The 24,606-nt window shown below is 70.0% G+C and carries 12 protein-coding genes and 2 pseudogenes; 4 read left to right on the top strand and 10 right to left on the bottom strand.

Annotated features, from left to right (window positions below; all coding sequences use genetic code 11):
* Positions 1-124 precede the first annotated feature (124 nt).
* Positions 125-987 (top strand): IS5 family transposase gene (locus tag ACZ6MA_RS27045; RefSeq protein WP_469436651.1). Its coding sequence is split into 2 segments (ribosomal slippage): positions 125-494 and positions 494-987, totalling 864 coding nucleotides; the frame shifts between segments, so codons are not numbered across the junction.
* A gap of 9 nt (positions 988-996) precedes the next feature.
* On the opposite strand, the gene ACZ6MA_RS27040 is transcribed toward ACZ6MA_RS27045, so the two are convergent.
* The 4 genes from ACZ6MA_RS27040 to ACZ6MA_RS27025 are packed head-to-tail and all read right to left on the bottom strand — an operon-like array spanning position 997 to position 11,744.
* Positions 997-4,464 (bottom strand): SDR family NAD(P)-dependent oxidoreductase, encoded by a 3,468-nt coding sequence (locus ACZ6MA_RS27040; RefSeq protein ID WP_469436649.1) that lies wholly within the window; start codon positions 4,462-4,464, stop codon positions 997-999.
* 16 nt (positions 4,465-4,480) lie between these two features.
* Positions 4,481-5,260 carry a thioesterase II family protein gene (locus tag ACZ6MA_RS27035; RefSeq protein WP_469436647.1) on the bottom strand — a complete coding sequence of 260 codons (780 nt, stop codon included), beginning with the start codon at positions 5,258-5,260 and terminating at the stop codon, positions 4,481-4,483.
* On the bottom strand, positions 5,257-8,406 hold the full coding sequence (locus ACZ6MA_RS27030) for an AMP-binding protein (RefSeq protein ID WP_469436646.1): 3,150 nt from the start codon (positions 8,404-8,406) through the stop codon (positions 5,257-5,259). The genes ACZ6MA_RS27035 and ACZ6MA_RS27030 overlap by 4 nt, the downstream gene beginning before the upstream one ends.
* A complete protein-coding gene (locus ACZ6MA_RS27025) occupies positions 8,403-11,744 on the bottom strand; it encodes a non-ribosomal peptide synthetase (RefSeq protein WP_469436644.1) in 3,342 nt (1,113 codons plus the stop codon). The genes ACZ6MA_RS27030 and ACZ6MA_RS27025 overlap by 4 nt, the downstream gene beginning before the upstream one ends.
* A gap of 102 nt (positions 11,745-11,846) precedes the next feature.
* Here ACZ6MA_RS27025 and ACZ6MA_RS27020 point away from each other — a divergent pair, with 102 nt between their 5' ends.
* Positions 11,847-13,073 (top strand): acyl-CoA dehydrogenase family protein, encoded by a 1,227-nt coding sequence (locus tag ACZ6MA_RS27020; protein ID WP_469436643.1) that lies wholly within the window; start codon positions 11,847-11,849, stop codon positions 13,071-13,073.
* A 2-nt stretch (positions 13,074-13,075) separates the two neighbouring features.
* The gene (locus ACZ6MA_RS27015) at positions 13,076-14,101 is read left to right on the top strand and encodes an acyl-CoA dehydrogenase family protein (RefSeq protein WP_469436641.1); all 1,026 of its coding nucleotides are present in this window, start codon (positions 13,076-13,078) and stop codon (positions 14,099-14,101) included.
* Between the two features lie 65 nt (positions 14,102-14,166).
* Here ACZ6MA_RS27015 and ACZ6MA_RS27010 read toward each other — a convergent pair whose 3' ends face one another.
* Entirely contained in the window at positions 14,167-14,931 is a 765-nt protein-coding gene (locus tag ACZ6MA_RS27010) for a thioesterase II family protein (protein ID WP_469436640.1), read from the bottom strand.
* Between the two features lie 77 nt (positions 14,932-15,008).
* Between ACZ6MA_RS27010 and ACZ6MA_RS27005 the strand changes: the two genes are divergently transcribed.
* Positions 15,009-15,656 (top strand): 4'-phosphopantetheinyl transferase family protein, encoded by a 648-nt coding sequence (locus tag ACZ6MA_RS27005; protein WP_469436639.1) that lies wholly within the window; start codon positions 15,009-15,011, stop codon positions 15,654-15,656.
* Between the two features lie 474 nt (positions 15,657-16,130).
* Here ACZ6MA_RS27005 and rpsR read toward each other — a convergent pair.
* From rpsR to ACZ6MA_RS26980, 5 genes and pseudogenes are all read right to left on the bottom strand, one after another.
* Positions 16,131-16,387: pseudogene (gene rpsR, locus ACZ6MA_RS27000) on the bottom strand (30S ribosomal protein S18).
* Positions 16,388-16,437: 50 nt separating this feature from the next.
* Positions 16,438-17,087: pseudogene (locus ACZ6MA_RS26995) on the bottom strand (GTP-binding protein); the annotation flags it as partial.
* Between the two features lie 612 nt (positions 17,088-17,699).
* The gene (locus ACZ6MA_RS26990) at positions 17,700-19,310 is read right to left on the bottom strand and encodes a hypothetical protein (protein WP_469436638.1); all 1,611 of its coding nucleotides are present in this window, start codon (positions 19,308-19,310) and stop codon (positions 17,700-17,702) included.
* A 349-nt stretch (positions 19,311-19,659) separates the two neighbouring features.
* Positions 19,660-21,231, bottom strand: coding sequence for an amino acid adenylation domain-containing protein (locus ACZ6MA_RS26985; protein ID WP_469436636.1), 1,572 nt, complete (start codon positions 21,229-21,231; stop codon positions 19,660-19,662).
* On the bottom strand, positions 21,228-24,560 hold the full coding sequence (locus tag ACZ6MA_RS26980; RefSeq protein WP_469436634.1) for a condensation domain-containing protein: 3,333 nt from the start codon (positions 24,558-24,560) through the stop codon (positions 21,228-21,230). Before ACZ6MA_RS26980 ends, ACZ6MA_RS26985 begins: the two co-directional genes overlap by 4 nt.
* Positions 24,561-24,606 lie beyond the last annotated feature (46 nt).

The following is a 24,606-nucleotide window of genomic DNA, read 5'->3' as shown; positions in this document are numbered from 1 at the left end:
CAGACGCTTCGGACCTGGTCGCCGAGATGAAGGCCAGGAAGGGTTTCCGGGCAGATGCCGCCCGGAACTCCCCTCGCGCTAGGGTCCGTCTTCAAAGATCATCCGGTTAGTGGATCATGATGGGATGATTCGCCGTCATGAGCTGACTGACCAGGAGTGGGCGTTACTCGCTCCGCTGATACCCAGGGCCGTAACCGGTCGTCCGCGGGTGGACGACCGGCGGCTGGTCAACGGCATGGTCTACAAGATCCGTACCGGGATCTCCTGGCGCGACCTGCCCGAACGCTACGGGCCCTGGCAGTCCGTCTACACCCGCTTCCGGCGCTATGCCCTGGACGGCGTCTTCACCCGGGCCCTGCGGCACATCCAGGCCCGGGCCGATGCCGCCGGCGACATCGACTGGCTGGTCCAGATCGACTCCACCATCGTCCGCGCCCACCAGCACGCCGCCGCCACGGGGCGAAAAGGGGGAAGCACCGGGCGGACGAACCGGACGATCACGCCCTCGGCCGATCCCGAGGTGGCCTGACCATGAAACTCCACCTCGCCACCGACGGAGCCGGCCGCCCCCTGGCCTTCCTGCTCAGCCCCGGCCATCGCAACGACAGCGTCTTCGCCCAGTCCCTCCTCGAACGCATCCGCGTCCCGCGTCTCGGACCCGGCCGGCCCCGTTCCACCCCCGATCGCGTCATCGCGGACAAGGCATACAGCTCCAAGGCGTTTCGTTCCTACCTCCGCCGCCGTCGCATCGCCTGCATCGTCCCCGAACGCAGGGACCAGATCCGCAACCGGCTCAACCGTGGCAGCACAGGCGGCAGACCGCCGTACTTCGACCCGCAGACCTACCGGCGGTGCAACACCGTCGAACGCTGCTTCAACCGCCTCAAAGGCTTCCGCGGCCTGGCCACCAGGTATGACAAAACCGCCACCTCCTACGAAGCAGCGGTCTGTCTCGCATCCATCCTGATCTGGGCAAGATCCGTTTGAAGACGGACCCTAGACCAGCGCCTCCGCCAGCGCGCGTACCGTCGGGTTGCTGTAGAGCGTGGAGATCGGGTGGGCCGTGCCCCACGACTCGTTGATCTTGCCCATGGCTCGCATGACGCGCAGGGAGTCGCCACCCAGGGCGAAGAAGCTGTCGTCGCGGCCGATCCGTTCGACGCGTAGCACCTCCTGCCACGCTGCGGCGATCGTTCGTTCCCGGTCGTCAGCCGGCTCCTCGAAGGCGACGGAGGCCTGCTCGGGCACAGCTGCGCCCGCCTGCACACCGCCGTCGACGTACGGCTGCACGTGCTCGTTGGACGGGTCCGGGCCCGCAAGGAGGTAGGGCAGCGGCTGGGCGAGCGCCGCCAGGAGCAGCTCGACGCCACGGGCGGAGTCGATGGATCGCAGGCCGCGGTGCAGGGCAGCGGCAGCCAGGGGGCTGTCCGCGTTCATCCCGGTGCCGGTCCACATGCTCCACGCCACGCACCGCACGGTCCGTCCCTGGCCCGCCCAGCGCTCGGCGTAGCCGTCCAAGGCGGCGTTCGCGGCCGCGTACGCGCCGAACGAGCTGCCTCCGAAGAACCCGTTGACCGAGGAGAACAGAACGACTCCGGTCGTGGGTCGAGAGGCCAACACGCGCTCCAGGGAGGCGGCGCCACTGGCCTTGGGGCGCATCATAGCGGCCAGGTCCTGGGCGGATTCCGCGGCCAGCGTGTGGGTGTCCAGAGCGTGCCAGTGTGCGCTGATGTCCGCTCCGGCCATGTGGAGCACCAGGTCGGCTTGCCGGCCCCAGTTCTTCTCGGCTGCCTCGACATGGGACGCGAGGGCGTCGGCATCGGCGACGTCCACGGCGGCATAGGTCACGTCGCCGAGGTCCTGGAGTTCTTCCAGCGCCTCGCGCTGCCCGGCGGACAGTTCCTCCACAGGGGTGCGGCCAGTGATCAGCACCCGGGCGCCGAGAGCTGAGACCAGGTAGCCCGTCACCTCGCGGCCGATACCACCCAGGCCGCCGGTGATCAGCACGGTGCCGCCCGGGGGCAGCACGGAGCGCGGGATCGCGAGGCTGTCGGGCACGGCGATCTGACGGAGCTTCTGTACGTAGGCGACGCCCTCGCGGACCGCGCTGACGTCCTCGCCCGGGGCTGTCCGCAGTGCCGCGAGAGCCGCGCTGTTGTCCCCGTGTCCAGGAGCGTCGACCAGGCGGATGGCGGCGACGGTTCGCTCCGCACGCGCCGTGCGCACGATCGCGGTCAGGGCGACCCGAGACGGGTGGACCTCCTCACCGGCGCGGACGGCGGCCGCTCCACGGGTGAGCACCGTCACTGCGGCTTCGGGTGTTGCGGAGGCGAGCGCCTGCAGCGTCAGCACCAGCCCGGTGGCCGCGGTCTGGGCATCGGTGGGACGAGCGTCCAGCTCCCAGCCGTAGATGACGTGGCTGGGCACCGACCCCAGCTCGGCCGCGATGTGGGCGAGCGCCTGGCGGTGCTGCTCGGGGGCCAGGGGGTCGACGGTCACGCTGAGCGGGCCGTCGGGGGTGCACTCGGAGCCGGCGGCGCCCGGACGGATGACGGCGATGTCCCGGGCGGGGTCGTCGTCGGCGATCGTGACGGGAAGGGTGCTGCCTTCCGGTGCGTAGACCAGCAGGGGGGACGTTCCCGAAGAGGTCGGAGCGTCGGCCCGGGACTGCTCCGTGTACGGGACCCAGGCGCGCTCCAGCAGCCAGGAGTCGGTCTGCTCGGGCTCGAACCGGCCCGCGATGAACGCCTCGGCCAGCGCGCTGCGCTGGATCTTGCCGCTGGCCGTCTTGGGGAAATCTTCCTCGGGGACGGCAACCACAGCGCACGGCCGCAGACCGGTGTCCTGTGCGAGGGCGGTGGCGATGCGGTCGGTGATGTCCTGGGGTGCCGTCTCCGTCGGGACGAAGAAGACGGCCACTCCGTCGGTGCCGGCTTCCTTGTCCGGTACGGCGCAGGCGGCGGCCCAGGTGGCCCGCACTCCGGGGACCGACTCGACGACGGCCTCCACTTCGTGCGAGGGGTAGTTCGCGCCGTTAACGATCAGCATGTCCTTGCTGCGGCCGGTCAGGGCGAGCCGTCCGCGCAGCAGGAAGCCGAGGTCGCCGGTGTCGAACCAGCCGTCTTCGGTGAAGGCGGCGGCGTTCGCGGCCGGGTTGGCGTGGTAGCCGAGCATCACGGTCGTACCGGTGATCTGCAGTCGTCCGACGCGGCCCTCCGGCAGAACGCGGCACTCGTCGTCCACGATGCGCAGGGACACGCCTGCCACCGGGCCGCCCACGTCCGTGAAGACGATGGATTCGTCAGTGCCGTGGGTGACCTCGGTGAGTTCCCCGTCCAGGGTGGCGGAGTCCACGCAGAACGTGCCGAGCGCCGGGTCGTCCGGGTCGAGCCGGGAGTAGGTGACGCCGGAGGAGGTCTCGGACATGCCCCAGCACGGCACCATGGAGTCCTCGGGCAGCCCGTGCGGGCGCAGCAGCCGGACGAACCGGCGGGCGGTGCGGGCGACGACCGCCTCGCCCGCGTTGCAGATGTTGCGCAGGCTGGAGAGGTCCCAGGAGCCTTCCGCGATGGCCTCGGCGTGCTCGTTGACGAGGGAGAAGGCGAAGTTGGGTGCCCAGGTGTTGGTGACGCGGTGCCGGTCGATCAGGTCGAGCCAGGCCAAGGGGCGGCCGGCGATCGTCTCGGTACGTGCGTTGACGTGCTCGCAGCGCAGGAAAACGTCGCGGACGGCGAACATGAAGATGCCGCCGACGTGGTCGAGCGGCATCCAGTTGAGCGACACCTCGTGCTCGGTGAAGCCGTTGGCGTCGACGGCCGCGTAGGTACGGGCGACGAGGGAGCGGTTTGCGTGGCGCACGCACTTGGGTGTCCCGGTGCTGCCGGAGGTGAGGAGATTGAGCGCGTCGTGGTCGGCGGTGACGGCCTCGATGACGCCGTGGGTGTCGCTCATGAGGTCGGAGACGGCCATGGCGCGTACGGCCTCGGCGCCGTCGGGCTCGCCCCACAGGGTGCCGAGGGCGCGGACGGGGTCGCGCAGCTCGGTGTCGGTGAGGATGACGGGCCGCTCCAGGAGGTCCCAGACGGCGCGGAGCTTGCGGATCACCGCGTTGTCGCGGGTGTAGTCGCGGGCGGCGCCTACGGGCGTGGGGAGGAATCCGCCGAGCACGCAGGCCCAGAAGCCGGTCATGAAGGCGCGGTTGTCGTTGCACTGGAGCAGCACGGAGTCGCCCGGGCGCAGCCCGAGGTGCTGCAGGCCGTGCAGGGCGCACAGGCTTTCGTCCAGAAGCTGGGCGTAGGTCTGGCGGTCCTCGGAGCCGTCGGGAAGGACGTAGGTGGTTCCGCGGTGCGGGGCGAGTTCGGCTGCCTGGAGCAGGGCCTGCTGCAGGGTGCGGGGCGCGGTGGGGGGAAGGGGCGCCGCCGGTCCCGTCACCTGGGCAAGCCGCGGGATGAGGGTGGATGTCATGGAAGCGTTCTCCAGATCAGCGTTCGGCCAGCGCGGCGGCCACCTGGGCGATGGTCCCGGCCGTCATGTCGTTGATGAAGTAGTGGCTGCCGGGCACTTCGACGACCGGTTGCGGCTGGGTGGTGTGCTGCGCCCAGGCTTCCGCCTCGAAGGGGGTGACCAGCGGGTCGTCGGCGCCTCTGAGCGGTAGGACGGGGAAGGGGAGCTTCTCGCTGTCGCCGGCCTGGTAGGTCTCCCAGAGGGCGAAGTCCGCTCGGATGAGGGGCCGCAGGAACTCGACGAAGGCCTCGTTGGCCAGCAGCTGTTCGGGGAGCCCGCCCATGCTGCGCACCGCCTCCCAGAACTCCGCGTCCGGCAGGGTGTGCAGCGGGGCGGAGCGGGCCGGGAGGTCCGGGGCGCGGTGTGCTGCGGCGATCAGCAGCTTCGGTGGTGTCACGCCGCGGCGTATCAGTTCGCGGGCCACCTGGGCGCCGAGGACGGCGCCGGCGCAGTGGCCGTAAATGGCGTAGGGCACGGTCGTGTACGGGCGCAGGGCTAGCGCGCACGCCCGGGCGAGGCGGTCGACGGTCGCGGGCACGGGCTCCGTCGCGCGGTCCTCCCGGCCGGGTGGCTGCACGGCGATGATCTCGATGTCATCGGGCAGGTGTGCGGGCCAGGACCGGTAGAGGGAGGCGCCGATTCCGGCGTAGGGGAAGCACAGCAGTCTCAGGCGCGGGCGTTCTGTTCGCGCTGCGCGTCGTATCCAGGGTGATTCGGCGGTGAAGGCACTGCCGGTGGGGGCCGTGGCCGTGGTCATGTGGCACGCCTCCGGGTGATGGTCGGCAGGGCTGGGGTCTTCGCGGGCTGGCGGCCGGTGAGCAGCCGGGCGAGGCCCGCGGGGGTGGGGAAGAGGAACAAGTCCTGCAGGGAGACGGTCACCGGCGTGCGCTGGCGCAGCCGGGTGAGCATCCGGCCGGCGTCGAGGGAGCTGCCGCCCAGGTCCATGAAGTCGTCGTCGGCGCCCAGCCTGACTTCTCCCAGGACTTCGGCCCACAGGTCGGCGACGAGTCGCTCGAGGCCGTCGGCGGGCTCGCGGTAGGGGGCGCGTACGCGCCACTCGGTCCAGTCCTCGGGCGGCAGTGCTCGCCGGTCGACCTTCTTGTTCGTGTTGCGCGGCAGGGCCGGCATGGCGACGAAGGCCGTGGGGATCATGTAGGCGGGCAGCCGCTGGGCGAGGAAGTCCCGCAGCTCAGTGCCGTGCGGGTGCGGGGCGTCCTGCCGAGCCACATAGCAGGCAACGAGCTGGGTGTCACCCGCGGGGGTGCGGACCGGGGCCACGGCGACCTCGGCGATGCCCGCGTGTGTGGCAAGTGCGGCTTCGACGTCTCCGAGCTCCACTCGACAGCCCCGCACCTTGACCATGTCGTCGACGCGGCCATGGTGTTCGATCAGGCCGTCGCCGCGAAAGCGGCCCAGGTCGCCCGAGCGGTAGATGCGGCTGCCCGGCGTGCCGTGGGGGTCGGGGCGGAAGCGGTCGGCGGTCAGTGCGGGGTCTCCCCAGTAGCCGAGCGCGGCTTCGGGGCTGTCGAACCAGATTTCTCCGACGGCGCCGGCGGGCAGCAGTTCGCCTTCGTCGCCGAGGACGCGCAGGTTCACGCCGGGGTTGGCGCGCCCGATGGGCGGCGGGGAGAGCCGGTCTTCGGCCGTTGCCGTGGCGGCGGTAAGGCGCCTGTCCCACGGGTGCAGGGGGCTGGCGACGAAGAGGGCTTCGTGGCAGCCGTAGCCGACGGCGACGTCGAACGGCGTGTCGGGCGGGCCCCAGCGGTGCAGCTTCTCGCCGCCCATGATGAGTACGCGCACGGGGCAGTCGTCGGGCCAGGACAGGCGCTGAAGGGTGTCGCCGATGGAGGTGACGGCGAAGACGGAGTGGACGCCGCAGGCCACCACCCAGTCCCGCAGGGCGACCGGGTCGGCGACGGTGGAGGGCTCGGCCACATACGTGGTCGCTCCCACCATGAGCATGCGGGCGACTTCGGCGATGGTGGTGCCGAATCCGGTGGGGGTGGTCCAGCTTCCGCGGTCTGCCCGGCCGAGGCGGGTGGCGTCGGCGAAGGAGAGTCCGGCGTGCGTGATGACGTGGTGCTGTCCGAAGACCGCCTTGGGCTCGCCTGTGGAACCGGAGGTCTGCATGACATACGCGAGGTCGTTCGCGCCGATGCTCAATTCCGGGTTGGTCTCCGGGTAGGTGGCGAGTTCCTCGTCCAGGGCATCGCGTACGACCACGTGCCCGGCGTTGCCGGCCTCTTCCGCGGCGGTGCCGCGGTTGGTGAGGACCAGCTTCGGGGTGAGCTTGTCGAAGGCTGCGGTCAGCCGTGCGGCCGGGGCCGCGGGGTCGACCGGCAGGACGATCGCGCCGGCCTTGTGCACGGCGAGCAGCGCCTCGATCCACTCTGCGGAGCGCGGCATGCACAGCGCGGCGATGTCCCCGCGCTGCAGGCCGAGGGCACGGAGGTGGTGGGCGAGCTGGTTGGCGCGGGCGTTGAGCTGCCGGAAGGTGATGCTGTCGGGGCCGCACACCACGGCCGACAGGTCGGGATCGCGGCGCGCGTGCTCCTCGACGGCGGTGTGCAAGGTGCCGTCGACACGGTAGGGGTCGATCATGCCGCTGAACTCGTACAGCAGCTCCTGTGCGTCGAGTTCGTCGAGCATGTCGAGGGCGTGGTACGGCTCGTCGGGCCGGTCAAGACCGGAGCGCAGCAGCGTCGCGAAATGCCGGGACAGGGCTCGGACGGTCTCCGGCGTGAAGGCGTCGGCGCGGTAGCGCAGTTCGGCTTCGCCGCCGGGGAAGAGCACCAGCTCCAGTTCTGCTTCGGTCGCCGGAGACGCTCCTTCGCTCAGGCGCCATCCCTGCGGCAAGGTGGGAGGCGCGGGCCGCAGGTGGACGGTCGTGGTGAAGGGGCTGGGCGTATGACTGGAGAGGTGGCGGTCGGCGAGCTGGGCGAGCAGCGGCACGGGCACGGTGGCCCGTTCGTGCGCGCGCTGCAGGGCGGCCGCGCACCGCGCGGCTGCGTCGCGCAGGGTGGTCCCGGCGGGCACGCGGGAGACGACCGGCATGAGGTCGGCAACTGCCTCGCGCGGGGCCCGTCCGGGGCGGGAGCGGTCGCTCTCCACGCCGATGACGAGGTCCTCCAGGCGTGACCAGCGGTGCAGCGTCAGGGCCCAGGCGGCGACGGCGACGGCGAAGGGGCCGTCGGTGTCGCCGTGGAGCTGGGCTGCGTCTGCGAGGAGCGGGTCCGGCAGGCTGAAGGGGTGGCATGCCCACTCGGTCGTTCGGGTGCCGGAGGCCGCCAGCGGGCGGCGCGGCAGTGCCGTGTCGAAGGGAACTTCCAGCAGTTCTGCGCGCAGGCTGGACAGTTCCTCGTCGGTGGGCCCGTCCACCGGAGCCGCGAGGCGGTTGACGGGCGTGTCCGGCCCAGGGGCGTCGGGTCCGCACAGTTCGGTCAGGCGGGTGACGAGGCGGCCCGCGTCGGCGTGGTCGACGAGGAGACGGTCCAGCGTGAGCGTCAGACGCAGTCCGTCGTCGGTGTGCTCGATGAGGGCGTGGGCGAGGGAGGGGCCGGGGCCGCCTCCGTCCGCGTCGAGGGACTCTGCGGAGTCGTGGGGCGCGACGGCCGGGCTGCCGGGACCCGTACGGTCAACGGTCAGGGCAGCGGCGGACAGGTCTGCCGCGAGGGAGCCGTCGGGGCGGCGGCGGGTCCCCGCGAAGCCGTGGGGCTGCTCGGTGACCAGCCGGCCCAGAGCCTTCTCCAGCTGCGTGTCGTCGACCGTGGTGGGCAGGTCCAGGCTCAGGGTGAGCCTGCGTACGGGAGAGGTGCGGGCGACGGTGCAAAACCGCTCACGGGCGGGGTCCACAGGGAGCAGGCCGGTGGGCTGCTGCCCGCGGCTGGCGGGGTAGGTGTTCACTGGGTGCCTCCTGCCTGGGTGTGGCCGTCCCGCGAGGCGAGCATCGCGTCGATCTCGTCGTCGCCGCGCTCTTGCACCATGGCGAGGACATCCAGGGCGGTACGGCGGCGGGACTCCCGGCGCTGCAGCAGTGCGTCGATGGCGTGCGCCGTTCCGAAGACCGTGGGGCTGCGGAAGAAGTCCGCGATGGGCAGTTCGACGTCGAAGACCGCCTTGACGCGGGGTGCGATCCGGATCGCCTGCAGGCTGGTGCCGCCGAGCGCGAAGAAGTTGTCGTGGTTGCCGACGCGGCCACCGCCCAGCAGCGGCTTGAACACCTCGTCCGCGACGGCTCGCTCGGTGTCCGTGCGCTCTTCGGTGTCGGTGTCCTCGTCGTCCAACGGCGCGAACTCCACGGCGGGCAGGGCCTTGCGGTCCACCTTGCCGCTCGGGGTGAGCGGGATGTCGTCGACCGGAATCAGGAAGGTGGGCACCATCGTCGGGGGAAGCCGGTCGGCGAGGTTGGCCCGGACGGTGTCCAGGTGCAGCGGAGTGCCCGGTGCGCCCACGAGGTAGGCGACGAGCAGGGTGTCGCCGCGCGGTCCGGTCACCACCTGGGCGACGGCCTGCCCGATCTCGGGCAGCGCGAGGAGGCCCGCTTCGACCTCCCCGAGCTCGATCCGCACGCCGCGGATCTTGACCTGCCGGTCGGCCCGGCCGCGGAAGACCAGGTCGCCGTCGGCCTGCCAGCTCGCCAGGTCGCCGGTGAGGTACATGCGCGAGCCGGGCGGGCCGTAGGGGTCGGGGCGGAAACGGTCGGCGGTCAGCTCCGGGGAGCCGAGGTAGCCGCGGCCCAGCCCTGCGCCCGAGATGGCCAGCTCGCCGCAGGCACCGGCCGGCAGCAGCTCGAGCTTGTCGTCGAGGACGTAGGCACTGTGGTTGCGCATCGCGCGCCCGATGGGCGGCGACGCCTGCCAGGCGCCTTCGCAGCGCTTGGCGACGACGGTGACGGTGGTCTCGGTCGGCCCGTAGCCGTTCCAGAACGCTCGTCCGCCAGCCGCCCACCGGGTGGTCAGGTCACCGCTGAAGGCCTCGCCGCCGACGAAGCACACGCGCAGCTGCGGGTAGCTCTCGGGCTCCAGCAGCTCCATGATTGCCGGGGGGAGATCGATGACGGTGATGCGCTGGTCGGCCAGGACGGTGTGGAGGGCCGACAGGTCGCGTCGCTCGTCCTCGTCGGCCAGGTAGACCTGCGCTCCCGTCAGCAGGGCGCCGAAGAGCTCGAAGACGGAGACGTCGAATCCGGTGGAGGCGAACGCGAGGAAGCGGTCCTCCTCGGTGAGGGCGAACATCTCCTGCGTGGTGCGGATGAAGTTGGTGACGTTGCGGTGCTCGATCAGGACGCCCTTGGGGCGTCCGGTGGAGCCGGAGGTGAAGATGGAGTACGCGAGGGCGGCCGGGTCGGTGACGACGGCGGGAGGCTGTGCTTGCTCCCCGGCGTCCAGGGTCTCGATGTCGATGAACCGCCAGGGCCCGTCGGGAAGCTGCTCCGCAGCGGCGGTGTCTCCGAGCACCAGCGTGACCTGCGAGTCGGCGAGGATGGCCTCGTTGCGGCTGGCGGGGTTGCCCAGGTCGATGGGCACGTAGGCCGCGCCGGCCTTGAGGATGCCCAGGACCGCCTCGGCGAGCCGGGGGGTGCGGTGCAGGGCGACCGCGACCAGGTCCCCGGGGCCTGCGCCGAGGCCGGCCAGCTGATGGGCGAGCGCGTTCGCGCGCTGGTCGAGCTGGGCGTAGGTGAGTTCGCCGTGACGGCCGGTGATCGCGATCCGGTCGGGGTGGGCCGCGGCGGTGCCGGTGAAGACGCCGTGGATGGTCTCGTCGTTCGCGCTGCCGCCGACGGCGGCGTTCCACTCGTTCAGCACGCTGCCGCGTTCGGCCTCGGACGCCAGCGGGTGGGTGGCCATGGCCGCCTGCGGGCGTGCGCACATGGCGTGGAGCTGGCGCAGGTAGCGGTCGAGGAAGAGCCGCGCCGTGCCGGCGGTGTATAGGGAGGTGGCGTAGCGGATGCGGACGAACGGCTCCTGCTCGCCGAGGGAGGCGGCGAGGGCGAACTCGAAGGGTGAGCTACCGGTCTCCAGCTGTTCCAGCGACACGCTCACCGTGTCCTTGGTGGCCCGCTCGGTGGTGGGAGGGAGCGTTTCGAAACCGAGCTGGACCAGCGGCAGGCGACCCTGGTCGGGCTCCACCCCGGCGGCGGCGAGCAGGTCCTTGAAGGGAAGTCCCGCGTGGTCCAGGGCTGCGGTGCGGGCCGTGTGCGCCGCCTGCACCAGCGCTTCGAAGGGAAGGTCGGTGTCGACTTCCGCCCGTACCGGGAGCAAGTGGCCGCAGTCGCCCACGAGGTGGTCCGCGTCGAAGGGACCGGGCACCTCCACGGGCACGCCGACCAGGAGGTCGGGGCGTGCGGTCAGGCGGCGGATCAGGGCGAAGTAAGCGGCGAGCAGGACGTCCTGCTCGCTGACGTCCAGCTGTGCGGCCAGGGCGCGCACGGATGCGAGAGTCGGTGCGTCCAGCGGGGCCTGTACGGTGCCGGCCGTCAGGTCGAGGACGAGGCTGCGCGGGTGGTCGGGGGCGAGCTCGGTGCTTTCCCAGCCAGCCAGGGCCGTGCGCCACCACGTGCGGTGCTCGGCTGCCTCGACGCTGTTGACCCAGCTGCGCTGCCACTGTGCGTACGCTCCGAACCGCGGCGCCTCGGCGGCGAAGTCCGGGGAGGTGCCGGTGGTGCGGGCTGCGTACGCCTCGGTGAAGTCGCGCAGGACGACGCCGGCGGAGCGGCGGTCGAAGACCAGGTGGTGGGTGAGCCACAGCAGGACATGACGCTGCGGCGCGTCGGCGGAAGCGTCGACACGCAGCAGCCGCAGGCGCACCAGGGGGCCGCCGTCCAGGTCGAAGCCGCGGCGGGTCTCCTCGCGGACGATCGCCTCGCAGCGTTCGGGAAGTCGCTGCTGGGTGGTCTCTTCGACGACCAGCTTGGTGCGGGGCTGGTTGCGCACGTGCTGTTCGCCGGAGGGGTGTTCATGGGGGAACACCGAGCGCAGCACCGTGTGGCGGGTAAAGACGTCGTCGAGTGCGGCGGAAGCCGCCTGCACGTCCAGCGGGCCGTCCATGCTGTAGGCGAAGGCGAGGGTGTAGCTACTGTCGCCTGGTGCGACCTTGTCGAAGACCCATAGCTGTTCCTGTCGGAATGTCAGCGGCGCGACGCGGGTTCCACGGTCCACGCTGCCAATGCCTGCCAGGAACTTCTCCCGCTGCTCGGCAGGCAGGTTCCTGAGCCTGCGCAGGAGTTCGCTCTCTTGTGCCATCGCAGCCTTCCCCCAACTCGGGATGTATCGACTTTCACCAACACTCTACGCTGATTGTGTTGACTGTAGTACGGTCTCCAGAGTCTAGACAAGGGTGATGCCATGGACTTCAGTGTTCCGCAGACGACAGTCGAATTCCGCCGAGAACTGCGTGCGGTGCTGTCCTCGTCTGCTGTCAATGACCTGGTCAACAAGGTAGCTGCGCGCGAGGATGGCCTCGATGGGGACGTGCGCGAGCTCTACCGGCTCCTGGGCGAACACCGTATCCTCGCCCCCACTTGGCCCACCGAATACGGTGGCCGCGGTGGCGATTTCACAGAGTCCATCGCCCTATTGGAGGAGATGGTCTCTTGCGGTGTTCCACAGAGTCTCTACTTCATCTCCGTGCAGATCGTAGGGTCCCTCATCCTGCAGGCCGGCACGGACGAACAGAAGCGCACGCTGCTGCCCCGGCTCGCCACGGGTGACCTGGCGGCCTGCATCCTGTTCACCGAGCCCGGCAACGGTTCCGACCTGGCGGGAATCACCAGCCGGGCCGAACGCGACCTCCGCACCGGTACGTGGACCCTCAACGGCCACAAGAAGTTCAACCTCAAGACCGGGTACGCCGATGTGGCGCTCGTAGCGGTCCGCACGGACGATTCCGTCAGCCAGTACGAGGGGATCAGCCTCTTCCTCGTCCCGCTGGACGACCCCGGGGTCACGGTACGCCCCCTGCCCAGCCTGGCCGATGAGCACTTCAACGACGTCCGTCTGGAAGGCGTGCAGCTGACCGACGACAATCTGCTCGGTGCTCCCGGCGCCGGCTGGTCGCTGATCAACGGCATGTTCTCAGCGGAGCGCAGCGGCCTGGACTATTACGCCCGGGGACTGCACTGGCTGCGACTGGCGCAGGAGCAGCTCACAGCAGGCGGCCGGGACGTCAGTGCTGCGGAGGCCTCGGGCCTGGCCCAGCAGTGGGCGCGCCTCGACGCGGGCCGGCTGCTCACCAGCCGGGCTCTGCAGAGGCTGCATGAGGACGAGCCCGATATCGCCGAGGCCTCACTGGCCAAGTGGTACAACTCCGACGCCGCACAGCGCATCGCCTGGTGGTCACTGGAGCATCTCGGTCTGCCCATGGCTGCCGGCGACCCTGAAATCGCGGGCAGTGAGGTGCTGGAGGCTGCGTATCGCGAGGCAGCAGGCATGACCATCTCCGGCGGAGCGTCCGAGGTGCTCCTGGAGATCGTCGCCGGCGCCCGCCTGCACCACGAGGACGACCGGGCGGACGACGGTTCGTCCCGCTTCGGGCACGACCACAACCACGATCGCTCCGGAAAGGCTGCCTAGCCATGGACCTGCACCAGGATCCGATTCAGTCGCGGATCGCCGACGCTGTGCGGCTCGCACTGACCCACACCGGAGAGGTCCGCGACGAACTCGCAGCCGTCGGGGTCCCCACGATGAGCCTGCCGACCACCCAGGGCGGCATGGGACTGGGATTGATCGCGGACACCGCCGTCAACCGGCAACTGGGGTACGGGCTGGAGCCCGTGCCGGAACACCAGTCGACGCTGCTGTGCCTAGGCCTCCTCGCCGATTCCGGCATCGACGCCCCCGATGAGGTCCTCGGCCGGATCCACGAAGGCACCGGCACCGCGGTGGTGATCGGACTGCACGATGACGCGCCGACAGTCCGCTTGGACGCCGACGGTCTACTGTGGGGCGACAGCGGCGTGCTCCCGGCCGGCGACTGGGACCTCGCGCTTGTCCGGGCGGCGCAGGACGGCGGAGAGCACCGCTGGCTGCTCCTGCGGCCCGACATCAACACCACGGTGCGGCAGCATGCGGAACTGCTGGGCGTGCCCGCCGCTCGCTGGCGCTTCACGGCGGCCGAAGGCCTGCCGGTCGCGGTCACGGAGGACGCTCGGCGCCGGGCTGTGGCTGCGGCCCGCATCCGCCAGGCGGCGCTGCTGCTGGGACTGGCCGCCCGCGCTCTGGACGCCGCTCGGGCCCACGCCGGTCGCCGGATGCAGTTCGGCAAGCCGCTGCTGGACTTTCAGACCGTCAGCCATCGGATCACGACGCTGCTGGGTGAGGCCGACGGTTGGCAACTGCTCCTGAACGAGACGGCCTGGGCGCACGACCGTGGCGAGGCATCCGCCTCCTGTGCCCCGCAGGTGCTGGCCGCCGCGGCCGAGCACGCTCTGAAGGCGGGGAGGCTCGCTGTCCAGTTGCACGGTGTGCGGGGCATGCTCGCCCACTCGGTGCCGGCTGCGGCCTACCGCCTCGCCGCGGGCGAGGCGGTACGTCTCGGTCCGCCGGCGGCTCTGTGGGCGGAGGCCGGCCGCGCCCGGCTGGCGGCGGTCGGCGGCTGACGCCCTGGCGCCCCTTGAACACCCCGGGGCGGAGCAATGACCTCACTCCGCCCCGGGTTCTTCGTTCACACCTGCGCGGGTTCCATTTGCGCGGCGAGTGCCTGGACCATGTCCTGCGGGGCGTCCAGGAAGGTGTAGTGGCTGCCGTGCAGCACCGTCTTGTCCGCCCGCCCCTCGGGCGTCCACGGCGCCCAGCCGGTCATCAACGCGTGCGGCACCTCCACGTCCTCGTCCCAGCCGAGCGCGGTGACGGGGCACGGTACGGACCCCGCCGCGTCCTTGCGGTACCGCTTGTTGGCCTCGACATCGGCGATCAGGACCTCCACGTACAGGTCGAGGATCTCGGCGGGAGGCTCGCCGGCCCCCATGGCCGACAGCAGCTGTACCAGCTCGTTCCTCAGCCCGGCCTCGTCCAGTCCGAGGAAGCGCCCGTAGGGACCGTCCTGCGGCGCGACCTGCGAGGAGACGAAGACCCGTTCTGGGGCGCGAAGACCCCGTTCGGTGATGCGCAGGACGCTCTCGAAGGCGGGCAGCGCACCGCCGCAGTGGCCGAAGACCGCGTACGGCCGGTCGAGGTAGTCCGCGATGCCTTCGACGAGCTGGTCCGCCAGCTGCTCGTAGGTGCCGAAGTGGGGCTCACGGGTGCGGTTCTCACGGCCGGGCAGCTGGAGGGGGACCACCTCGGCCCGGCCGATGTACCGCGGCCAGGCGCGGAACATGGAAGCGCCGCAGCCGGAGTAGGGGAAGCAGAACAGCCGCATCGGTGCCTCGGCGTCGGGCGTCGAGAGGAACCAGGGGTTCGCCGGGGAAGCAGGTTTTTTAATCGCCATGCCGACACTCTACAAAAAGCTATACACTCTACAAGTGAAGTCTCCAAAGTATCGCTTCGTACGGTGGGAGACCGGACATGCGTGACCTTCTGCCGGACTCGGTGGCCGTCGCTGTCGCCGACGCCTCCGACTGGTCCAGCACTCCCCTGCCCGAGGAACGAGCCGGCCTCAACGAGCGCGCGGTGTTCGCCCGTCGGTGCGAGTTCGCCGCGGGCCGCTCCTGTGCACGGCGGGCACTGACCTCGCTGGGACTGGGCCGAGTGCCCGTACCGGTTGCCCCCAACCGGGCGCCCCTATGGCCCGAAGGCGTTGTCGGCAGCATCTCCCACACCACGGGATACTGCGCAGCCGCGGTCGCCCGCACCACCGATGCCCGCTCGGTCGGCATCGACGCCGAGGACAATCTGGCCCTCTCCGCCCGGACCCGGCGCCTCGTCTGCCGGGACGAGGAACTGGAATGGTGCGCGGGCCCCGGAGAAGGCGCACCGCACTGGCCCACCGTCTACTTCAGCGCCAAGGAGGCCGTCTACAAGGCGTGGTCACCACTGACCGGCGCCTGGCTGGACTTCCACGACGTCCGGATCGACCTGGATTCCGGCGGTAGGTTCACGGCCTATGTGCTGCCGCGCCAGCTGCCGGCCGCAGTCCCAGGCACTCTGCGGGGGCGCTTCTCTGTGACGGATGGTCTAGTCCGGACGGCTGTGGTGGTGCCGCGGGAGGGCTAGGCGGACTCGAGGAAGTTCCATGCGGTATCGCGTCCTCAAAGGGTCACGGGGAACCGTACGACAGCTGCCGACGGCCCGCAGACGAATGATCACACGTCCCGCGGAGTTCCCGGGCGCTGTCCGGCCGATCACGGACTCCGACCGTGATCGGCCGGACAGCGCCCGGGAACTCGTGGCGGCCTCGCAGGAGCGGGCTCTGTGCCGGTCGCTAGTGATCGACACGACGGCTGCACGGCCCTCGCCACCTCCGGACGGCTTCGCCGTACACGTGGGTCGAAGCGACCACGGGGACCGGTGCGGGGGGGGGCGGTGCGGGGACCGGTGCGAAGGCCGCGGGTGCGCGGAGTCAACATTCCCGCAGACCGCCCTCCCCGCGCGAGGAAGGCGAAACGACCACCACGTGGAACATCCCCGCGCCGCGAGGCTCGCCGGCGGACCGGCTGACGGTGTCCGGGCGATGAGCCCGGCGGGCCGTCAGCGGCTGGCGTACGGCAGCAGCGCCATCTCCCGCGCGTTCTTGATGGCGGTGGCAAGGGCCCGCTGCTGCTGGGCCGTCACCCGGGTGACGCGTCGGCTGCGGATCTTTCCGCGGCCGGAGATGAACTTCCGCAGCAGGTCCTGTCCTTGTAGTCGAGGTAGGTGATCTCGGCCGCGTCGAGCAGGTTGGGCCGTGGCTTCACGGGCTTGCCCGGGGTGCGGGCGTCGGGGCATGGGGCGGCTTCTCCTTGCATGAACGATTCGGTTACGGCCTCGCCGGGCCGTGATCAGGTATGTGCGTATGTCAGGCGGCGTCGAGGAGGGCGTCGAAGGCGGCCGGCAGGTGCTTCCAGCCTTCGCGTCCCGACCCGTACTCCGCATCCGTCAGCAGGCAGGAATGGAGCAGCTGTTCCAGCCCCTCCCGGTCCAGGCCGGGCGACGTGAAGACGAGGTGCTGGCAGCAGTCGCCGTGGTCCGGGTGCCAGTCGAGTGCTGCAGCGGCCTGGCACATGGGCGGGACCACGTCCCAGGCCGCTTCGGGCAGTGACGCCAGCCACGGCCCGGTGCTCTCCACGCCAAGCGCTCCCCCGGCCGCGTCCCAGGCGAGCAGCGTGTCGGGGCGGTCCGCGAGCCAGATCCGGCCGCGGCTCCGGGCGGCGGCACAGCACAGATCTTCGAGTGCCTGGTAGAGGTGTTCGGGATGGAACGGCCGTCTGCGGCGCCACACGAACGTGGTGACGCCGCCCTCGTCCGCTTCCTGGGGCAGGAGCGCGCACGCGGGATGCTGGGCGGCTGCTGCGGCCTCGACGTCGAACCCGGCGAACGCGGCCCTCGCGAGTTCGGCGGACGCGGACGGCACCCGGCGCGCGGTGGGATGCAGCTGCGCGAGCAGGGCGTGGTCCCCTCGTCGGCCTCCTCACTGTCGACGATGGCCAGGACGGGCGCGTACTCCAGATGAGGTCTACTCTTACGGGGACAGCTATGGCGGGCTGCACGAGATGATCCGCACGATTGTCACGGTTCTACGGCCCGGCGGCATGTTCGCCTACCGGGACGTGTACGCGGTCAAGGCCCCGTCCCTGCTCGAGAGGGTCATCCAGACCTGCAGCGCGCTGTCGTGGGTGCGGTTCTTGCGGATGCTCTTGCCGCAGTATCTGCGTCAAGGTACGCATCCGTACCACCGCTCCGGTGACCTGGTGGTCCTCCGTCAAGACTCACGGATCGTGCCGGGGAGCCGCTTATGCAAGCTGCCGTTGTGGCCGATCAGGATCAACGAGGACGGTGCGGATCCAGGCGTCCACGGGATGCCGGAGATTGCGCCGAGGGTGAAGCCACGTTGCCGAAGTGCTCTTGAACGGCGCTCCCGGACGACCTATCACCTAACCGTGACCCCGATTGAAGCACCCATGTCGATACCGCGCCATGAGATCGGCAGTGGTGGCTGTAGTTCACCAAAGGCTTTTGCGGATGCTCCGTGACCGGGTACCTCCTCACCACATAGAACACGGTCTTGATCAGGTCATCCGGCCTCCCACGACCGAACCGTCGCTCTCCTGCCGCCTCGCTTCAGCCGCAGCGAGCAGCGGCCGTCCCCTCCGAGGGCACTATCTTGATCTTGCTCATGGAAATCTTCACGGCATGTCGATCCTTCGGATCCCACAAGACGGCTCTTCCGTCGGCGTCACCCAGCATGAGGTAAGGGTGTTCAGGCCGGAACTCCCCGCCCTCGACGGCGGTTTCCGTAGCTCGGCCGACCGGTGCTACACAGACCCACTCCGGCTTGATGCCGTAGTACGCGGCCGGGGTACGACCTGCCGCAGCTGCTGCGATGGCTCGTCGACCGGCTTCATCTGCGGGCTCGACAGCGAGCGCCCATGGGCCGGCTACAAAGCTGAAGAGGGCGATGAAGCACAGCATCAAATGCCCAAGCCACCGGTCGCGGATTGCAAAGTGGAAGTGCTTGGCATACCCCCAGAAGGCCGGCGCCAGAAGCCACATGCTCATCACTGCGATGACCTTCAAGGATGCGACAACCTGGTACACCACAGGTACCTCGACGTCCTCCAGACGCAGGTCAAAAGCATCAAGATAGAAGGTATGGACCACGAGGCCAATTCCGGGAAACACGCCGAGCACCAGCGGCAGAGCGACTGGGAGCAACCACGGGATCGCCGTACGCCAACTCCATTGCCGCACCAACAGCCAAATTCCCGCAAGTACGACATAGGACGCGGCGGTCAGGAACAGGATACGTGAGCCAGACGGGCGGTCCGGGGCCGTGACGGCCAGCATTGCGCCCATTCCTACAGCTGCCGCCCCGAAGACGAGGCCGACCAAGGGGCCAACCCATCTCGGCTGAACCACGATGCCTCGCCAGGTCAGCGCGATAGTGCCCAGCACCGCGAACACTGCGCTTACACCCATCAACCACCAGGAACGGAAGCCGCTGGACCACCGATCCGCGATACCCGCTCCGGCCACAATGGCGATCAGTACGAACTGGAGCAGCCACCACATCTGCCGGCGCAGGGCATTGCGACGAGGAGGCCCACCCGGTAGCGGACCGCGCTCAACACCCAGCAGGCGACGAACATCTACACCACTGGACGGGCTGGCTATGCCGGGCAACTCCTGCCTGGCCAGTTGCAGGGCCCGTCCTCGGTCAGAGGCAGTAATCCGCCTGGCGGTGTCACGGGTGCCCAAGGTCCTGGCCAGCCATGGACGAGCTTGCTCGTGCCAACGCCTGTACCACGGCCAAGACGTCAGGTCCGGAGGAGAGGCAGGTGGGAGGTAGGCGATCCATTCAGGGTGATCGGGCGGATCCCTGTGGACCATGCCCACGACTTCCACCACGAGATCCAGACACAGCCCATCCGCGAGAAGCTGCAGGCGTTCACGTGCTCCGGAGCACGCGCGAACTCGCGATCCGGTGAAACGAACTTCCACGGTGTAGCGGACGAGCCCGGCAACCACCGCATCGGCGCTTCCCTCCCGCGCCATGACGGGCCAGCCTCGTTGGGCAAGAGCCTCTTCGAGCATCTCACATTCGAGGCGCGTCCCTTCCAAGGCAACCACAGCGACAGCACGCTGATCAAAGGCGCTGATTAAGACCATTTTGCGACAAGCCCCCAGACGATGTACGGACGACCAGGGCCGCCCGTCTTCGCGTGCAGCCACCGACCTCCGACGATCTTGGCACCCGCTCTCGGTGCAGACGTGGCGAGATCGCGAACATGGGTCGCCGACCTGGCCTAGGGAAATCACTCACGGGACCGATTCCGCATGATCGGGGCAAAGCAGGAACGAAGCTGTCCGGCCGCCGGCGCCTATACCGCCCGCTGGACGGTGTCCAGACATCGAAGTCGTAGCTCATGTGCGCGAGGCTGCGACACAACACTGACGCTCAATGCACCTCAAACTGGTCAAGCATCAAGATATTGACGCCGCAATACCACCTATGCCTGGGATCGCTCTGCGTAGTTGGAGGGGCCGCGCATGCGCGGCCCCTCCAACTCCTCCAACAGGCTCAGTCGCCCAACTCCGCCATCGCCCTCAGCTTCGGCCGGTCGACCTTGCCGTTGGGCATGCGCGGCAGCTCGGTGATGGTGCGGAAGTGGCCCGGGACCATGTAGTCCGGCAGTCGCTCTTCCAGCGCTTCACGGAGCCCGGCGACCGGTACGGGATCGTCTCCCGGCTCGGGGACGACGAACGCCACCAGCACCTTTTCGATGCCGTCGTCGCCGCGCACGGCCACGCCGCAGGTCTCCACACCCGGAAGGTCGGCCAGGGTACGTTCGACCTCGGGCAGTTCCAGGCGGAAACCGCGGATCTTGACCTGGTCGTCGGCCCGGCCGAGGTAGTCCAGGCCGCCGTCGGGCCGGAGCCTGGCCACGTCGCCCGTCCGGTACATGCGGGCGCCGGGCCAGCCGGGCTCGGGGATAAAGCGCTCGGCGGTCACGTCCGGGCGTTGCCAGTAGCCGTAGGCCACCTGCTCTCCGCCGACGTAGATCTCGCCGATTCCGCCGGGGGCCACCTCCTCCCCCGCTTCGTCGAGCACGTAGACGCGGTTGCCGGGCACCGCCGTGCCGATCGGCGGCAGGGCGGGCCAGCGGTCGGCGTCGGCGGTGAGCGGATACCAGGTGACGACGTGCGCCTCCGACGGCCCGTACTGGTTCACGAGAGCGCACTGCGGCAATGCGGAGAACACGGCGCGCAGGGCGCGTGTGCACTGCAGCTGCTCTCCTGCCGTGATCACCTCACGCAGTGCCAGCGCCTCGGTCGGCACGCTGTCACTGACCAGCACGAGGGTCTGCAGGGCGACGTACGGCAGGAAGATCCTCTCGACGCGTTCGTCGAGAATGACCTGCCACAGGCGTGCCGGGTCGCGACGGTCCTCCTCCGCGAGGCACACCACCGTGCCGCCCACGGCGAGCGAAGCGAAGATCTCCTGGAAGGCGACGTCGAAGGAGATCGTCTGGAACTGCAGGGTCCGGCTGTCGGGGCCGCACTGGGAGACACGTGTCTGCCAGGCGACGATGTGAGCGAGCGCGCCGTGCGGCATGGCGATGCCCTTGGGCGCTCCCGTGGTCCCCGAGGTATACAGCACGTAGGCCAGGTCGCCGCGCTCGGCAAGTGCGGGAAGCGGAGCCTCCGGAACCGAAGGCGCTGCCTCTTCGTCGTCCAGGAGGATCAGCGTGCGCCTGCCGTCGGCGAAGCGGAGCGCGGTCTCCTGATGGCCGACGACCACCGTTGCTCCGGTGTCATCGAGCATGTACTCCAGCCGTGACTGGGGGTAGCTCGCGTCCAGAGGGAGGAAGGCCGCGCCCGAGCGCAGGATCCCGATCAGTGCCGTGATCAGGCCCGTCGACCGGCGGGCAGCCAGGCCCACCACGTCCCCGGGCCCGATTCCGGACCTGCGCAGCCGGTTCGCGAGGAGGCCGGACTCCTCCCACAGCTCCTGGTAGGAGACGTCACCGTCGGCACCGGTGAGTGCCGTCTTCTCCGGCCAGCGCGTGACGGCTTCGGCAACGAGGACCAGCACGGAGGCCGGCTCAGCGGTTTCCGCTCGCATCTCCGTGGGAAGTTCAGCCGTGGTCATCGTGTGTTGCCCTCCAGCGCGGCACCGGTCTTGCGCAGCACGTCATCGAGGATGTGCGCGATGCGTGTCAGGTGCGGGTTGCGCATGATGCTGTAGTGGTCTCCCGGCACGTGGTGGACGATCACGTTGTCCGCGACGCGTCGCCAGCCTTCCGCCGCCTCCGGAGAGTCCGCGGCCTGGATCAGGTGGACCTCGCCCGGGTAGCGGCCGGTGGGCCGGTATCCGGCCAGGCCCAGCATGTTGTCCCGGTAGATGCCGTGGCGGCGCATGATCTCGTCGAGGTCGAGCCCCTCGGGAACGGTGTCGCCGAGGCCCTCCAGGATGTCGGCGAACAGCCTTCGGGTGCCCAGGCGTTCGCTGCCGGGCGTGAGGGCGGGCATGGGCAGTCCCAGGTCGGCCATCAGGTCTTCGAGGAAGCTGCGCAGCAGGTACTCGTGGGTGCCCGGGTCGTTCGGGTCACCGTCGTAGAGGAACGAGTCGATGAGCACGATGGGCCCGGGGTCCACTCCCCTGGCGTGGAGCTGACGTGCCATCTCGAAGGCGACGGTGCCGCCGAGCGACCAGCCGCCCAGCAGGTAGGGCCGGTCGGTGGCGGCCTCCAGCTCGGCCAGGTACATCTCGGCGCGGGCGGCGTGGCTGGGGGCTGCTTGTCCGCCTTCGAAGCCGTAGACCGTCCGGTTGGTCAGGGCCGTGGCCAGCGAGGCGTAGCAGAAGACGCTGCCGCCTGCCGGGTGCACCAGTGCCAGGGCGGGGGCTTCGGTGCCGGACTGGATCTGGGCGAGGGCTCCCGGCCTTTCCTCGGTGCTGGCGCCCAGCTCGGTGATGCGCGCGGCCAGGTCGGCGACGGTGCGGTAGCGGAAGAGCACGCTGACGGGCAGGTCGACGCCGGTGGCGCGCCGCAGTCGCGCCATGACCTGCACCGCGAGCAGGGAGTGTCCGCCGAGCAGGAAGAAGTTGTCGTGAATGCCGATGTTCTCGGTGCCCAGGACGGATTGCCAGATCTCGACCAGGGTGCGTTCCACCGGTCCGGTGGGGGCCGCGTAGGGCGTGGTCTCGGGCTCCGGTTCGGCTGCTGGCGGGGTCAGGGCGGACCGGTCGACGGTGCCCTGGGCGGTAAGGGGGAAGCTGTCGACGAGCACGTAGGCGGTCGGCAGCAGCACCTCGGGCAGCAGTCGCTGGCAGTGGGCGCGCAGGGAGGCGCGCAGCGCCGGGTCCTCCGTGGCGTCGGCCGGGGCCGGGGTGGGCACGACGTACGCGGTCAGGGTGAGCTGGCCGGCGTCGTCGAGCATGGTCTGGACGCGGGCGTCGCCCACCGCTTCGTGGGTGAGCAGGACGGCTTCGATCTCGCCGCGGGGGATCCTGACCTGCTTGAGGTAGACGTGCTCGGCACGTGCTCCCAGGATTTCGAGGGTGCCGTCCTCTCGGAAGCGGCCGAGGTCGCCGGTGTCCGTCTCGGGGCTTCCGGGCACGGAGACGTGGACCTGGCCGGGCACACCGATGGGCGTGGGGTGCCCGTACTGGTCCAGGATCCGGACGCGGCGGCCAGGCAGCACGCGTCCGGCGATGTCGTGGCCGGCGGGGGCGTCGCCCTGGCAGCGGCGGGCTGCCACGTCGCCGAGGGAACCTGCCTGGTAGAGGGTCCACAGCTGTGAGTCGGGCAGTGCCTTGAGGCACCGCTGTTCCAGGTCGAGTGACAGCGCCTCGCCCGTGGTCACGATGCGCCGGGGGGCGTGGACCGAAGCGCCGGCTTCGACTGCGGTGACGATCTGGTGCAGCAGGCCGGGGCCGATGCGGAGTTCGCCGACGCGTCGCTGTGCGAGGGTGGCCAGTGTTTCGTCGGCTCGGCTGCTCACGAGCACGTCGGCCTCGGTGGCGAAGGCCACCTCGGGCGCGGTGATGTGCTGTTCGAGTTCGGCCAGGTCGTCCTGTTCCAGCAGGTTCAGGCTGGCGAGCGGCTCGTCGGGGTTGGCCAGGGCCCGGGCCAGCAGTTGGCCGAACGTGCGGCTCATGCGGGCTACGGTCTGCGGGCTGAACAGTTCCCGGTTGTACACCCAGGAGCCGCCGAGGCGGCTCTCGTGGGCGAAGAGGTTCATCTCCAGGTCGAAGCGGACGATGCCGCTGTCGAAGGGCATCAAGTCTGCTTGCAGGTGCGGCAGCCGCAGTCGCTCGTCGCTTGCGGTCTGGTAGTTGAACAGAACCTGGAAGACGGGGCTCACGGTCGGGTTGCGGTCGGGCTGGAAGTCGACCACCAGCTTTTCGAACGGCATGTCCTGGTGCGCGAAGGCGCTCAGGACCGCGTCCTTGCCGCGGCGGACCGCCTGCCGCAGCGTCGGCTGCTGCTTGAGGTCGGAGCGGATGACCAGGGTGTTGACGAAGAAACCGATCAAGCCTTCGAGCTCCTGGTGCGACTGGCCGGCCACGGGCACGCCGAGGACGATGTCCTCCTGGGCGCTGTAGCGGCTCATCAGCGCGGAGAAGCAGGTCATCAGGACCGTGAAGGGTGTGGTCTTCTCCTCCAGGGCGAAGGCGTGCACCACGCGGGCGAGGTCCTCGGGGAGCTCGAACTCCTCGACTCCGCCGTTGACCCGGTGGCCGTTGGGGCGTGCCTGGTCCATGGGCAGCTGGAGGATGCCCGGGGCGCCGGTCAGGCTCTGACGCCAGAAGTCGGTGAGCTCGCGTTCGCGGTCGCCGGTGAGCCGGCCTCGCTGCCACACCGAGTAGTCGATGTACTGCTGCGGCAGGGCGGGCAGGTTCGCCTCGGCTCCTCCGGTGAACTGGTGGTAGAGCGCGTCCAGCTCGCGGAAGAGGGTGGAGACGGACCAGCCGTCGCAGACGATGTGGTGGACGCACAGGGCGATGAGGTGCTCGTCGTCGGCGACGCGTACCGTCATGGCGCGCAGCAGTGGGCCCGTGGCCAGGTCGAAGGGCTTGCTGGACCATTCCTTGACGAGGGCGTCCGCGGCGTCACGGGGGTCGGCGCAGGTGCTGGTGTCGTGCTGAGTGATGGCCGGCTGGTACGGCGGGCGTACCTGCTGCACGGGCATGCCGTCGGTGGCGAGGAAGACAGTGCGCAGGACCTCGTGCCGGCGGATCACCGCTGCCAGGGCGCGGCCGAGGGCCGCGTGGTCGGGGGCGGCGTGCGTGCGCAGGACGATGGGGATGTTGTACGCGCTGCTCCCGGGCACGAGGCGGTCCAGGATCCACAGCCTTCGCTGGGCGAAGGAGACGGGGCCGGTACGGGTCTCCCGCCCCTGGTCACGTTCCGCGAGCAGCTTGGCCAGACGCTGCCGCTTCTGTTCGAGGGTGTCAGTAGATATGTGATCGGTCACGGGTGTTCCCGTCTTCGTCTGCAGATTGAGGGCGAGCCGGGCCCGG

Source organism: Streptomyces sp. NPDC042259, assembly GCF_055582085.1.
This window is presented reverse-complemented; position numbering and strand designations above follow the sequence as displayed.